At 54.1% G+C, this 13,007-nt stretch carries 14 protein-coding genes; 3 read left to right on the top strand and 11 right to left on the bottom strand.

Annotated elements, in window-relative coordinates; genetic code table 11:
- Positions 1-12 precede the first annotated feature (12 nt).
- The 10 genes from raiA to M0R70_07925 all read right to left on the bottom strand — a co-directional run bounded on the left by raiA (position 13) and on the right by M0R70_07925 (position 8,500).
- Positions 13-549, bottom strand: coding sequence for a ribosome-associated translation inhibitor RaiA (gene raiA / locus M0R70_07880; protein MCK9419279.1), 537 nt, complete (start codon positions 547-549; stop codon positions 13-15).
- A gap of 203 nt (positions 550-752) precedes the next feature.
- On the bottom strand, positions 753-2,225 hold the full coding sequence (gene rpoN, locus M0R70_07885) for an RNA polymerase factor sigma-54 (GenBank protein MCK9419280.1): 1,473 nt from the start codon (positions 2,223-2,225) through the stop codon (positions 753-755).
- Positions 2,226-2,339: 114 nt separating this feature from the next.
- Positions 2,340-3,062, bottom strand: a complete 723-nt coding sequence (gene lptB, locus M0R70_07890; GenBank protein ID MCK9419281.1) for an LPS export ABC transporter ATP-binding protein — start codon at positions 3,060-3,062, stop codon at positions 2,340-2,342.
- Positions 3,063-3,076: 14 nt separating this feature from the next.
- Positions 3,077-3,577 carry a hypothetical protein gene (locus M0R70_07895; protein MCK9419282.1) on the bottom strand — a complete coding sequence of 167 codons (501 nt, stop codon included), beginning with the start codon at positions 3,575-3,577 and terminating at the stop codon, positions 3,077-3,079.
- Positions 3,552-4,169, bottom strand: coding sequence for an LPS export ABC transporter periplasmic protein LptC (gene lptC, locus M0R70_07900; protein MCK9419283.1), 618 nt, complete (start codon positions 4,167-4,169; stop codon positions 3,552-3,554). The genes M0R70_07895 and lptC overlap by 26 nt, the downstream gene beginning before the upstream one ends.
- 71 nt (positions 4,170-4,240) lie before the next feature.
- A complete protein-coding gene (locus M0R70_07905) occupies positions 4,241-5,494 on the bottom strand; it encodes a PAS domain S-box protein (protein ID MCK9419284.1) in 1,254 nt (417 codons plus the stop codon).
- A gap of 42 nt (positions 5,495-5,536) precedes the next feature.
- Entirely contained in the window at positions 5,537-6,370 is an 834-nt protein-coding gene (locus tag M0R70_07910) for an energy-coupling factor ABC transporter ATP-binding protein (protein ID MCK9419285.1), read from the bottom strand.
- Positions 6,371-6,571: 201 nt separating this feature from the next.
- Positions 6,572-7,276 carry an energy-coupling factor transporter transmembrane protein EcfT gene (locus M0R70_07915; protein ID MCK9419286.1) on the bottom strand — a complete coding sequence of 235 codons (705 nt, stop codon included), beginning with the start codon at positions 7,274-7,276 and terminating at the stop codon, positions 6,572-6,574.
- A gap of 17 nt (positions 7,277-7,293) precedes the next feature.
- Positions 7,294-7,983, bottom strand: a complete 690-nt coding sequence (locus tag M0R70_07920) for an energy-coupling factor ABC transporter permease (protein ID MCK9419287.1) — start codon at positions 7,981-7,983, stop codon at positions 7,294-7,296.
- A gap of 130 nt (positions 7,984-8,113) precedes the next feature.
- Positions 8,114-8,500, bottom strand: coding sequence for a phage holin family protein (locus M0R70_07925; protein MCK9419288.1), 387 nt, complete (start codon positions 8,498-8,500; stop codon positions 8,114-8,116).
- Between the two features lie 173 nt (positions 8,501-8,673).
- Between M0R70_07925 and M0R70_07930 the strand changes: the two genes are divergently transcribed.
- The 3 genes from M0R70_07930 (at position 8,674) to M0R70_07940 (ending at position 11,954) form a co-directional block, all read left to right on the top strand.
- Positions 8,674-9,870: a pyridoxal phosphate-dependent aminotransferase gene (locus tag M0R70_07930; protein MCK9419289.1), complete on the top strand. Its 1,197-nt coding sequence runs from the start codon at positions 8,674-8,676 to the stop codon at positions 9,868-9,870.
- Between the two features lie 106 nt (positions 9,871-9,976).
- Entirely contained in the window at positions 9,977-10,786 is an 810-nt protein-coding gene (locus M0R70_07935; GenBank protein ID MCK9419290.1) for a hypothetical protein, read from the top strand.
- A gap of 52 nt (positions 10,787-10,838) precedes the next feature.
- The gene (locus M0R70_07940) at positions 10,839-11,954 is read left to right on the top strand and encodes a sensor domain-containing diguanylate cyclase (protein ID MCK9419291.1); all 1,116 of its coding nucleotides are present in this window, start codon (positions 10,839-10,841) and stop codon (positions 11,952-11,954) included.
- A 187-nt stretch (positions 11,955-12,141) separates the two neighbouring features.
- Here M0R70_07940 and M0R70_07945 read toward each other — a convergent pair whose 3' ends face one another.
- Positions 12,142-12,930, bottom strand: a complete 789-nt coding sequence (locus M0R70_07945; protein ID MCK9419292.1) for a tetratricopeptide repeat protein — start codon at positions 12,928-12,930, stop codon at positions 12,142-12,144.
- Positions 12,931-13,007 lie beyond the last annotated feature (77 nt).

Consider the following 13,007-nt stretch of genomic DNA (forward strand, 5'->3'; position numbering starts at 1 on the left):
CTCCATCCATCCTTATTGAGCAGGCTCAATGAGTCCGACATTCCCGTCTTTTCTTTTGTAGATGACATTGACATGACCGCTGCCGGCGTTCGCAAAGATGAAAAAATCCTTGTCCAGAAGCTCCATCTGCATAACAGCCTCTTCCGGCTGCATCGGCTTGAGATCAAAACGCTTGGTTCTAATGATCTGGGGGATACGGTCCTCGGGGTGAGACGATGCCGACGCCGTGGCAACACTCTCGGCCTTGTTGCTTTGATGCTTGTGGTCGATCAGCTTTTCCCGATACCGTCTTACCCTTCGCTCAAGTTTCGCGATCAAGAGGTCGATCGCCGAATACATTTCTTCCGTTTCTTCCGATGCCTGGATTACCAGACCATTTGATTTGATAACTGCTTCGGCAATATGGTGGACTTTCTTTACGACCGAAAGGGTAACGACCACCTGAATGTTCTTCGGAAGATACTTTTCCAGCCTGCTTAACTTCTCCGTTGCGTACTGCTTGAGCGCTTCCGTCGCCTCGATGTGCCTTCCTATCACGGTAATCTGCATTCTGTACCCTCCTTGCTGTGAAATTCCAAATCTCAAGCATCAAATCCCAAATAATATCCAAGATCAAAATTCCAATTTCCAAAACGTTTGTGATTTAGAGTTTGGTGCTTGGAGCTTATTTGATATTTGCCTGCACCCAGCGGTAACGAGCGCTTGCCGCGAGTGCAGGGCGGTGCTTGTTTATTGGTGCTTGGTTTATTCCATCATCCCGTCCTCTTCCGCACGCTGGTCGGCGGTATCCGCAGTTCCTCTCGATATTTCGCCACGGTCCTTCTCGCGATCTCGACTCCCCGCTCTTTCAGAAGATCGACGATCTGCTGATCCTTGAGCGGAGTTCCAAGGTCTTCCTCTTTGATCAACTTTTGGATCGTGTCCTTGACGGTCAGGGACGAGATATCGGTGCCGGTGCCGTCGGAAAATCCTGTGGTAAAGAAATACTTCATCTGGAAGAGCCCCTGGGGGGTGTGCATAAACTTGTGCGTCGTCACGCGGCTGATCGTGGATTCGTGCATCCCGATGTCTTCCGCCACGTCCTTGAGAACCATGGGTCTCAGATGCGATATGCCCTGGTCCAGAAATTCGCCCTGGAACTTGACGATGCTTTCGGCAACCTTGTAGATGGTCTTGTTTCGCTGCTCCATTCCCTTGATGAGCCACTGGGCCGAGCGCATGCGCTCCTCGACATACTCCTTGGTCACCTTGTCAAGGACCTCATTCCGGCTGAGCAGCTTGCGGTAATAGGGATTGATGCGGACCCTCGGCAGCCCTTCGTCGTTAAGCTGCACCACGTAGCGGTCCTCTACCTTGATCACATATACGTCCGGCACCACGTAGTTGGTATCATCGGAAAGGTAAGGTATGCCGGGCTTCGGTTCCAGTTCGTGGATGATTACCTGAGACGCCTCCATAACCTCCTGGAGCGTTACATTCAGGGCCTTGGCGATGTTCGGATATTTTCTCTTCTCCAGGTCTCCGAGGTGGTCTTGAATGATCTTCTCGACGAGCGTACCCTGAAGGTCGAGCTGTTTCACCTGGATCAGAAGGCATTCCCGGAGGTCTCTCGCTCCGATACCCAGGGGTTCGAAGCCCTGGATAAGATCGAGCGCCCGTTCCATCTCCCGTATGGACTCCCCGGACTGCTGCGCGAGCTCGTCGAGCGTGGCGCGAAGATAGCCGTCATCATCGAGGTTGCCGATGATCCATTCTCCGCTCTTCACCAGGTCGGGGTCCGATGCCGAAAGGTGGAGCTGCCACAGCAGGTGGTCGCTCAGCGAAGGGAGGCGTGTCAGGGTCTGGTCGTAGGAAGGCAGTTCTTTGTCATCCGCTTCCGCATTGCCATAGTCGCGGCCGTCCCCCATCTCGTTGAGATATTCATCCCACTGGGGGCCGAGTTCGAGATCGCTTTTAAGCTCCTGGGTCCCTTCCTGCTCGGTCGCAGTCTCGAATGGCTTTTCCGCGGACGTTTGCGTCTCGGATACGGCCTCGCCTTCTTCTGAAGAGAGTTCCTCCCCCGACTCCTCGGAAGACACCTCTTCAAGGACCGGATTCTCGATCAGTTCCTGGGAGACCGACTGAGACAGTTCGAGACGCGACAATTGCAGCAGCTTGATGGCCTGCTGGAGCTGCGGTGTCATGATGAGCTTTTGTTGCAGTTTTAGTTCAAGCCGTGCTTCCATTGATTAATGCAGAGATCAGTAGTCAGGATTCAGAGTCAGGAGAACCTATAAATAAAATTCCTGACTTCTGACTTCTGGCTTCTGGCTTCTGGCTCCCGACTTCTTCATGTATTTCTATAACCGAAAATCCTCGCCCAGGTACAACTGCCTTACCTGCGGGCTTGCCATGATCTCAGCCGCGCTTCCTGCCATGATGATCGCCCCTTCGCTGATGATATATGCCCGGTCGGTGATAGCGAGTGTTTCTCGAACATTGTGATCGGTGATCAGCACCCCGATCCCCTTCGTCTTCAGGAGGGAAATGATCCCCTGGATATCCTGGACCGCGAGAGGGTCGATTCCCGCAAAGGGCTCATCCAGGAGGATAAACTTCGGTGACAGCGTAAGGGCGCGGGCGATCTCAACCCTCCGCCGCTCACCTCCCGAAAGCGTATAGGCCTTGCTCCCTGCCAGATGTGCGATCCCCAGTTCGGCCAGAAGCTGGTCCCGCCGCTCCCTGCGTTCAATGCCTGAAAGATCCATGGTTTCGAGAATGGCCATCAGGTTCTCAGCAACGGTCAGTTTCCTGAAGACGGACGGTTCCTGGGGCAGATAGCCGATGCCGTGCTTCGCCCGCTGATACATCGGCATGGTCGTGATATCCGCGCCGTCCAGAAGCACCCTGCCCTGGTCCGGCCGGACAAGCCCGACGACCATGTAGAACATCGTGGTCTTGCCCGCTCCATTCGGTCCAAGGAGCCCGACGACCTCTCCATGGTTCACCTGCAAGCTAATCCCCCGGACGACATTTCTGCCGCGGTAGCCCTTTTCCAGTTTTACCGCCTCAAGCGCCTGCATGCTATCCATGTCAATTACTTTCTCTTCCTGTTCTCCAAAGACTTGTCCTTGTAAAACATCACCTTGCCCCTGCCTTCAATGATGCTGCGATCATCGGCCATGAATAGTGTTATTTTTTCTCCGCCGATCTTGTTCTCGTTCTCGACGATGCTGGCATCTCCGGTAAGAACGATCGTTCCGGCCTTGCGGGAATACAGGGCATTCTTCGAGAGAGCCACCCTGCCGTCTTTGCGCACCGCAACATTGCCATGGGCTTCGACAGCCTTTATCTCCTTTGACCCGGCATCGTAATGCACGACCATGACATCCGACGAAAGCGTCATCCCTTCTTTTTTGAGGGTCACCTTCTCGGTAAACGTTACCGTGTCGGCGAGCTTTTCCGCATGCATGCGGTTCGCAGTGATCACCAGGGGTTCCCCGGCGTTCTTATCGGGCCGCGCATTTCCGGATGTCGCCGCAATGAGAAACAGGGATGCGGCGAGGAACAGGCTATTCCTGAAGCACTGCTTTGACATCGTTCTTGACCATGATCGCACGCATGTCCACATTCGCCGATATACCCGTCCCTTCGAGGTAGATCTCGCTTCCGAGCAGCTTGAACGGGTCAGCGGTCCAGACAACCCGTTCCCCGGCCTTCCAGAAGAGCGAGTCGGTCGTCAGCAGATAGCCGTCGCTCGTAATGACCCTGACCTCCCGTGTCACCCGGCGGAGTGAAGCGTTTCCGCTGGAGGTATCCATGGTCCCTTTTTCACCAAGGATCGTTGCTTCCTTGTCCTGGGGGCTCGTAAACACTATTTTTATATCCTGTAATTGAGCTTCCTTGTTATCGTACAGGTCCGCATTCCCGGCATCCATGCGCCACGAGACCTTTCCGTTCTCGGACTGGGTGAATCGGAACCCGTCCATGCTCATGATCAGCCGCGCTCCGGGGGCAGGATGAAAGAGGGAAGGCATGGTGATATCCGTTCCTCGCAGAAGAAGGTAACTGCCGAAGACAATTGCAATAATGATGATGACTGCCGAAACCACCTTATACAAATTAATGCCGAATATCATGGTATGAATACCTGAAGAGAGTATGGCGGCCTGCGAGGCCGCCATATGCATAATTTATACCACAGGTTCCGGTTTCTGTAAAGACCTAAATCTTGACCAAGAAACAACACGGGGAATATATTCTATTGTGGAGGGTCCTGCTTCGCTTTCAGGATGGACAATTCCCGTTCCTTCTCCAGCAGGAGCTGCTCGAGACGCATTTGGGATGATATGTCGCGAACCACGGACTGGACGAACTGTTTTCCCATGAGTGACAGCGCTACGGCGCTCACCTCAACAGAAAGTACGGTGCCATCGACCCGTCTGAGCTTTCCGGATCTGACCGATGGGCGTCCTTCACTGAGCTCCGCGAGAACTTCCCTCGGACGGGCGGCGTCGACAAAGAGCTCGAACAGGTTCTTGTGCAGAAGATCATACTTCGCAACCCCGGTAAGGCGGGCGCCCTGTTCGTTCGCAAATACAATGTCTCCGTTCTCAGCAAGGACGAAAATGGACTCGCTGGCGTTTTCAACAAGCGTCCGATACCGTTCTTCCGATGCCCGGAGCTCCTCGGTCTTTTCAGCGACCCACTGCTCCAGTTCGGAGTTCATTTTGCGCAGTTCTACCTGCATCTGTTCGTTCTGGATCGTCGTGGAAAGAATACCGGAGAGCGTAGTAAAAAAATTGATCTCTTCGTCGGTAAAGGTCTTCGCTTTGGCATAGAACAATTCCATGATCCCGACAAGAGCGCCGTTGGAATACACATAGAGCGGCAGGCAATAGAGCGACTGGTAGCCGGAAAGCACCAGACCGGTTATCTCACGGAATCTCGTATCAGCACGATACTCTTTGAGCGTGACCGGTTCAAGCCTCCTTCCGACCCATCCTTCGATCCCCTCGCCAAGCGGAATGCGGACGTTGCCGACCGCGGATTCCTGCACGCCGTTGGACGCCGCCAGCACCAGATCGTCCCTTTTCTTATCGTAGAGGTAAATAAAACAGGCATCGGCCTCCATGACCCTGGCGGTCGTATCGGCAACATCCTTCAGCCGGTCCGAGAACAGCCGGGGCGAATTCGCCGCATAATTCACATCGTACACGCCGAGGAACTTGATAAACAGGTCGTCCTTGATATCGAGAAGCTCCTCCTGTTTCAGGTGCAGTTCAAGATTGGCGTCCTCCAGACGGCGATAATACGGGAAAATGGTTTTCCGGTACAGCACAAACGACGCCAGGGGGACAAGGAGGACCAGTGCTGAAATGAGGAGCGCAGCGTACCGGTCATCAAGCGAGACGAAGTACCCCGCCGTCGCGCCGATAAGAACCGCGGCGATCAGAATAAGCGACAGTATGAAAATCAGGACCCCCTTGCTGTGTTCAAAACCGCCCTTCGGCATGCTTCACACCTCCATCATTAGTTCCCCCTCCACAAGCGGGGATTATCGGTTTTTTACGAGACGAACCAGGTCGCTCACCGCCTGGTCAACATGGACCGGCACGTCAACAAGCACGCCCTGTTCCCGAAGTTTGACAAAAAGCTCCGTGAGAAGAGGCGGGTCGATGTTGGACGCCTTCAACGCTTCGACCTGCAGAAATATATCCGCCGGCGCCCCGGCAGTGATCACGCCGTGCCCCTTGGCGAGCACATATACCCGGTCGGCGAACCCTGAGACCAGGTTGAGGTCATGCGTGGACATAACGATCGTCATGCCCTCGCCATTCCGCTTGTTCAACAACGCCACCAGTTCTGTCCGTGATCGGGAATCCAGCCCCTCGAACGGCTCATCCAGGATCAAAAGTTCCGGCCGCATGACGAGCGCTCCCGCGAGCGCCACCTTCCGCTTCTCTCCGCCGGAAAGGTAGTGGCATATCTTGTCGCGCAGGTGCCGGATCCCGAGTTCATCCATGATCTGCTCGACCATATGGCCGCTCTCCTCTTTCCCGTATCCGTAATTCCGGGGGGAAAAAGAGATGTCCTCCCAGACCGTGGGAGAGAGGATCTGGTCGTCCACATTCTGAAGCAGAACCCCGATGCGTTCCCGAATAGAATTGTACTGCTTCGAGGGATTAATGCCGAACACGGAGACCTTGCCTTCGTCCGGCGCAAGCAGTCCCAGAATATGGTAGAGAAGCGTGGTTTTGCCCGAGCCGTTCCCGCCGAGCACCACCACCCGTTCACCGCGATTTACGACAAAATCAAGACCGCAGATATGTATCTCGGTGGTGTCGGGGTACACATGCTTCAGACAGCTTACACTGACGATGGATTCCATAGCGCGGCCTCCAGCCGCAACCAAAAAGGCTGTCATCCCCCGCTTGATTCATGCGGGGGCTGGCCCCGAATCTTGCCCTCGAATGTTTTAATCGGGGGGTCTTTATCGGGGATCTGGGTGTCAAAAAAAACTGGATTCCCGATAGAATCGTTCGGGAATGACCGATGAGAGAAAATGCAATCCCCTCTGCACTCTTTTCTCTTACTTCCACACAATCACCAGCATGAGCACTGCGGTCCCGGCCCCGAGGGGAAGCCAATCTTCCCCCTTGAAGCGTACAGAACCCTTCTCCGCCATGCTGCCGCTGTATCCCCGGACCACCATGACCGCATAAAGGCTCGAGGCGCGCTCGACCGCCCTCACCAGCAGCATCCCGATGCCTTTTGAAATATTGGAACTGTTCTTATATAAACTACCGGGAGAAAAACCTCCGCGCAGCCGTATGGCCGCGCCAAAACTGTTCATCATATCGAGGAGAATGAAGAGCGTCCGATAGGTCATGAACAGTCCCGCTGCCAGGACCTCGGGAAGCAGGGCGCTGAACAGGGAAAAGATCCTCGGGTAGGGAGTGCTCACAATGAGCATGAGCACGGCGAATGAAGGAGTTATTGCCTTGACGATAAAGAGCGCGGCAAGCCACCATCCGCCCCGCAGACTGACCGCATACAATATCGCGAACAGGGCGGCATACCATGACAATCCCATCACCCGGAACCAGGGAAGCCCTGACGCCGCTGCCACGGCAAGCAGGACCCCGTATCCTGTCAGGAGCGAATAGGGGTTTCGGGAGATGACCGCGGAAGACACCACGAACAGCAGAAAAAGGATTTTCGCCGGGGTCGAGGCCCTGTGGAAGGGTCCGGATCCGCGTGCGGCCCAAAGATCGATCCTGGCGACATCTATCACTGCAGATTCCTCATTTATTATCGGCCAGCCCTTTCACGATGCAGCGCATGGTCAAGCAGATCCGGCTTGACCTGAGAGATGAACCTTACTACGGCACCGGTAATCGCCGCTTCTATGGTCCAGCCGATGCTCCCCAGCGATACTACCATGATCGCAAACATCCGCACCGACATCTGTCCATGCTGGAGCAATCCATGTTCATCGCCATGGCTCATGAGTTCCGGGCTGGCATGGGAAACAGCTACAATGCTTATCAATGCCAGCGTCGTCATGAAGAGGGTCAGGACCGTCGCAACTGCGGCGCTCCAGAACACGGGAAGCCGGTCCTTCAACAGATAAAACAGGGTGTGGCCCAGGACCGCCTCGGAACCAAGGAGCAGGGTATTGAGCCCGATCACCGTAATCCCTCCGTGCCCCATGAGGGCAAGCATGAGGTTCGTGATGAACGCCGCCAGAAATCCGAGGGCCGGACCAAGGAGAATGCCTGCAACGACCGAGAGGTTGATATGATAGGCCAAAGGAAGGATCTCGAGACTCATGGCCACAAGCATCACGGCGCTCACCGCTCCAAGGAGAGGGATCTTTTTGATCCTGTCCATCCCCCTCAGCCTGAACAGGCTGAACCCCAGGGCAAATACCATGACGATCAAACCAAGGACCCAAAGGCCTACGGGCAGGATGCCGTCCGGAATATGCAAGTGAGTCATGTGAAGACTTTCTTACCGCTCGATCCCGAATTCCAAACCACCAAATCATCCGCTCGAGATTTCTGACCTGGCGCAGGGACTGTATTTGTAATGTGATCCCGGGTGCCGGGAATTCCCAATTTGCCTTCCGTCACCTGTCCCCCCTGCGCTCCCTCTTGATAAACATAAACGTTCCGCTGCTGCTTATGAAGATATTTACTACCCAACTGATAAGGCTGATGACCAGCGCCCCGAAAAACGCGGCCCGAAAAGACTCGATCACGAAACCGGACACGAGCGCTGAAACAAGCATAAGCATGGCGGCATTGACCACCAGGGTGAACAGTCCAAGCGTCAGGAGATTGATCGGGAGCGTCAGGAGAAGCACCACCGGTCTGATCACCGCATTCACCACGCCAAGGATAATTGCGGCGATGATGCCCATTCCCAGGCTTTCGATTCTGATGCCATTGATTATTGATCCGGCAACCACAAGCGCGAGCAGATTGATGGACCAGCGCAGAAGAAAACCGAACATGCAACCTCCTCAAACAAAAAAATCTTATCATACTTCCACCCTCTTTGCAACCGCGGAATAGAAGCATGGCGGAAGAATCTCATTGACTTTGCACTGCTACTATGCTAAATATTTCAGTGCTATCAAAGCACTATCATCGCGATTTTTATTGAAGGAAAGGGCATTCCAGGAACATGAGAATTGCAAAAAGAGCACAGGCCATAAAACCCTCTCCCACGCTCGCTACAGCGGCAAAAGCCAAAGCCATGAAGGCGCAGGGGATCGATGTGGTGGATTTTGGAGTGGGAGAACCTGATTTTGACACGCCGGAGAACGTGAAGCAGGCGGGCATCAAGGCGATCCAGTCGGGGTTCACCAAGTATACCCCTGCCGGCGGCACGGACGAGTTGAAAGAAGCGGTCATTGAGAAATTCAAGCGGGACAATAATCTCTCGTATGAAAAATCCCAGGTCCTCATTTCCTGCGGGGCAAAACACAGCCTCTATAATATAGCCGAAGCATTGTTCGATCCGGGAGACGAGATCATCATCCCCTCGCCCTACTGGGTGTCCTATCCCGACCAGGTGCTCTTGAACGATGCGACACCCGTCATCGTCGAGACCACGGAGGCGGAAGGCTTCAAGCTTTCGGCACAGAAGCTCGAAAAGGCCATCACCAAAAAAACCAAGGCCCTGGTGCTGAACAGCCCCTCCAATCCTACCGGCCTCGCGTACGACAGAAAAACGCTCGAAGAGATCGCGGCAGTTGCCGTGAAGCACGGGATATATGTGATCTCCGACGAGATCTATGAAAAGCTGCTCTATGACGGGTTCACGCATTTCAGCATCGCCTCGTTCAGTCAGGAGATCAAGGACCTGACCATCGTGGTGAACGGCGTGTCCAAGTCACACTCCATGACCGGCTGGCGCATCGGCTTTGCCGCCGGTCCCAAAGAGATCATCACCGCCATGGCCAATATCCAGAGCCAGAGCACCTCGAATCCGTGCTCCATTTCCCAGAAAGCGGCTGTCGAAGCGCTCCGCGGGCCCCAGGATTTCATCAAGACCATGAACATCGAATTCGACAAAAGAAGAAAATACATGGTGGAGCGTCTGAACGGAATCCCGGGGATTTCCTGTTTGATGCCCGTTGGTGCGTTCTACGCCTTTCCGAACGTTGCACGGCTCTACGGAAAATCAGTAGCGGGAAAACCGATAAAAAACTCATCGGATCTCGCGACCTATCTGCTTGAAGACGCAAAGGTGGCGCTCGTTTCAGGAGACGCCTTCGGCGCGGACCCGTATATCAGGCTTTCCTACGCCACCTCCATGGAAACCATTCAAAAGGGACTCGAGAGGATTGAGAAAGCGATTGCCGTGCTTCGCCCATGATTCAGGCCGTCAACGGTCAGAAGTACAGAGACGAACGCTGATCCCGTCTGACTTCTCACGGTCTGTTCTCTGATCTCTGCATACTGTCTTGAGGGGGGATATTATTATGATTATGAAAATCGTTACTTCTGTTTTGGCAGTATTGCTCGTCGCGATGGTTGGCGCCGGTGCAGTTTTCTACCTGAAAGAGTACAAGCCCCTGAAAGCGGACTACGATCGCATGAAGACTTTCCTGCCCGCGTATGAGAAGACCAATGCTGAATTAAAGCTGTTAAAAGAGAAAGCGAGCAAGGAAACCGCGTGGCTCAATCCGGCGATCGATGCCCTCAGCACCGGCCTCGGCAATGAGATCAAGGCCGGCACAGCCGAAGTCCTCTCAGCGGGCGATAAGATCGTTGTGAACATCTCTGAACAGGCGCTCTACCTGCCCGGCTCCTATACCTTTTCAAAAGAGAGCCCTCAACTCCGATCGAACCTCGTTGCTCTGCTGAAGAGCGACCGGCTGAAGGGCAAAGATATTTATATCGGCAACACGACCCATGCCGTTCCGGCACAGGGCAGGGGCAGAAAAAAGGTCCCGGCAAAGGACGCAAGAACGCTCGCCGCGGAACGATCGGCCGCGCTCATCAGGGATTTTGAGAAGAACGGGGTAAACCAGGACGCGCTCATTGCCTCTGCATACCCGTCAAAACAGCCTGCGACGGGGTTGTTGATCAAGGACCGTAAGACCGTCATCATCATCGAGAACCCGACGACGGTCGCCCTGGCTGCGACGAGACCGGAGGCCGCTCGACAATCCCCTGCAAAGCCGGCTCCCGATACCAAGAACACCGTGACCGCGCCCGCTCCTCGCGCGGCATCGCAGACGCAGCCAAGGCCGATCCCGATACTTCCGGCCGGGCAGAAAGCGCAGTGATCCTTTTTGAACCACATGCGCTCACTAGAATGCGCTGATTTCCGGAGTGACAATGTCTGATGAAGATTTAGCAGAGAGAATCGCCCAGCTTGAGCAGGATCTGAATGAATCCCGTGCCCACGAGAAAACACTGGGCGACCTGCTCGAAAAAAAGCTGAACGAAGTTTATATCCATTACCATATCTCGCGCACCATCGGTTCCCTTCTGGACCTGCGGGAGATGCTGCGGCAGGTGTTCGACATCATCCAGAAATCCCTTTCCTTCGAGCGGATATCGGTCTATTTGCTCGATGAAAAGATGGAAAATCTCGATCTTGTCTTTTACAGCGGACTCGACATTCATGACAAAATATCCCTGCGGATCGGCGAAGGCACGCCCGGAAGAATCGCGGAGAACGGCGAGCATGTCCATATTCACAACCTTGCCGTGTTCTATGAGACCTTCAATGACTTTGTCCACATTCCGGGAGAGGAAAAGCTCAATGGATCGTACATCGGCATCGCGCTCAAGGCGCACAATACGACCATCGGCATCATCGGCATGGACAGTTCCGCCAAGTACGGGCTGAGCGTGGACGACATGGATTTCATGGCCATCCTTTCCTACCAGCTGGCCGCCGGTATCGAGAAATCCCGGCTCTTCGACAAAATTCAGCAGCTGTCGCAGCACGACGGCCTCACCGGTCTCTATAACTACCGGATGTTCCTTGAAAAGCTTGAACAGGAGATCAACAGGCTGCAGAGGACCGGGAAAACGCTCTCGCTCATAATGCTCGATATCGACCACTTCAAACAGTTCAACGACAACTTCGGCCACCAGGTAGGTGATGCCGTCCTGAAAGAGCTTGCCGTGATCATGCTGGCGCAGAGCAGAAGCCATAGCATTGACATCTGCTGCCGTTACGGCGGGGAGGAATTCGCCATAATCATGCCCGAGTTGGATCATGATAACGCGATGATCGTGGCCGAACGCCTTAGAAAAACGGTGGAGAACCATATGTTTCCGCTCAAGGACAATAAACGGGAAGGCAAAGTTACCATCAGCCTCGGGGTTGCCGCTTTCAAGAGCGGCGAAGAACTTACCCCCGAGAAGCTCACGAAAAAAGCCGATGATGCGCTGTATGCTTCAAAAAGAAACGGGAGAAACCGGGTAAGTTTCACTCAGTAGGGAAATAAACGGGGAAACGGCATTTGCCGCGGATTACTGCGGATAAAGCTCGGATACCATCAGATTTTCCCGGACACATCACCGCATATCGATTTCAACATCCAACATCAACAAGTCAGGTTCACCAAGCGGAATCCCCGGAAAACAAGACATCATTATTTCAGCATCATCGTGTCAGACCCTGACTTCACTGTTGCCGGACCATCATCTTATTCAGGTGTTCCATGAATCCGATTGCCCGCTGCCTGCCCGCGCCGTCCTGTTCAAGGGTTGCATACTTGCTGACATACTTCATCGCCATATCATACTTCCCCGCCTGCTCCAGTGCCAGGGCCACGTTCCAGTATCGAGCCGGGACATCCGGCTGTTGTTCGATCGCCTTTAAAAAATATTGTAAGGCATTTTCGTAATCTTTTTTAAACATTAAAACCTGTCCCATGGTATTGAGCGCCTGCGGCAGATTGGGGTCAGAGGTAAGCGCAGTCTGCGCGAGCGAGGCGGCCTCTTCATATCGCCCCGTCTGCAGCAGCGCGATCGACAGATTATTCAGAAGGCTGGCATCATTGCGCGCATGGCGCAGTCCCGTCTGCCACGCGGAAATCGCGTCATCCATGCGATTCATCCTGAAATAGACCACGCCGATCTCCCGGTACAGGTCGCGCAGAGGAACGCTGCCGTCGTCCTTTAAGGCGAGTACGGTATTGAATTCCCGGAGTGCCTCTTCAAGACGGCCTACCGTGGAAAGCGCCTGGCCGTAATTCTCATGGGCTCTGCGCTTGTTCGGAGAAGTTTTCGTAATGTTGCCCCAGAGGGTTATAAAATCCTTATAGATGCTGTTTCTCTGAAATGCGGTCGCGGCAAGGGCACAGATGATAACAAGGGAGAGCATCAGCGTTGTGATCGATACGCCGGCTGATTTTTCGCTTATTGCCGTTCTTGCAGTATCGGTTGTTTTGTCCCTTTTCGTTTTTCTCATGGCAATATTCTAGTATCCTCTCCGCGTTGATGTCAAGATAAATGAGCGGTCTTTCGACTCCGAGGTACCCTGCTCGC

Source organism: Nitrospirota bacterium (genome assembly GCA_023229435.1).
GTDB lineage: Bacteria > Nitrospirota > UBA9217 > UBA9217 > UBA9217 > JALNZF01.

Coding starts and splice junctions, on each gene's coding strand:
- lptB (MCK9419281.1), bottom strand. CDS start 3,062: ATGCAGGCGCTTGAGGCGGTAAAACTGGAAAAGGGCTACCGCGGCAGA.
- M0R70_07935 (MCK9419290.1), top strand. CDS start 9,977: ATGATTATGAAAATCGTTACTTCTGTTTTGGCAGTATTGCTCGTCGCG.
- M0R70_07925 (MCK9419288.1), bottom strand. CDS start 8,500: ATGTTCGGTTTTCTTCTGCGCTGGTCCATCAATCTGCTCGCGCTTGTG.
- M0R70_07905 (MCK9419284.1), bottom strand. CDS start 5,494: ATGCCGAAGGGCGGTTTTGAACACAGCAAGGGGGTCCTGATTTTCATA.
- M0R70_07945 (MCK9419292.1), bottom strand. CDS start 12,930: ATGAGAAAAACGAAAAGGGACAAAACAACCGATACTGCAAGAACGGCA.
- M0R70_07940 (MCK9419291.1), top strand. CDS start 10,839: ATGTCTGATGAAGATTTAGCAGAGAGAATCGCCCAGCTTGAGCAGGAT.
- raiA (MCK9419279.1), bottom strand. CDS start 549: ATGCAGATTACCGTGATAGGAAGGCACATCGAGGCGACGGAAGCGCTC.
- rpoN (MCK9419280.1), bottom strand. CDS start 2,225: ATGGAAGCACGGCTTGAACTAAAACTGCAACAAAAGCTCATCATGACA.
- M0R70_07910 (MCK9419285.1), bottom strand. CDS start 6,370: ATGGAATCCATCGTCAGTGTAAGCTGTCTGAAGCATGTGTACCCCGAC.
- M0R70_07895 (MCK9419282.1), bottom strand. CDS start 3,577: ATGTCAAAGCAGTGCTTCAGGAATAGCCTGTTCCTCGCCGCATCCCTG.
- M0R70_07930 (MCK9419289.1), top strand. CDS start 8,674: ATGAGAATTGCAAAAAGAGCACAGGCCATAAAACCCTCTCCCACGCTC.
- lptC (MCK9419283.1), bottom strand. CDS start 4,169: ATGCATATGGCGGCCTCGCAGGCCGCCATACTCTCTTCAGGTATTCAT.
- M0R70_07920 (MCK9419287.1), bottom strand. CDS start 7,983: ATGACTCACTTGCATATTCCGGACGGCATCCTGCCCGTAGGCCTTTGG.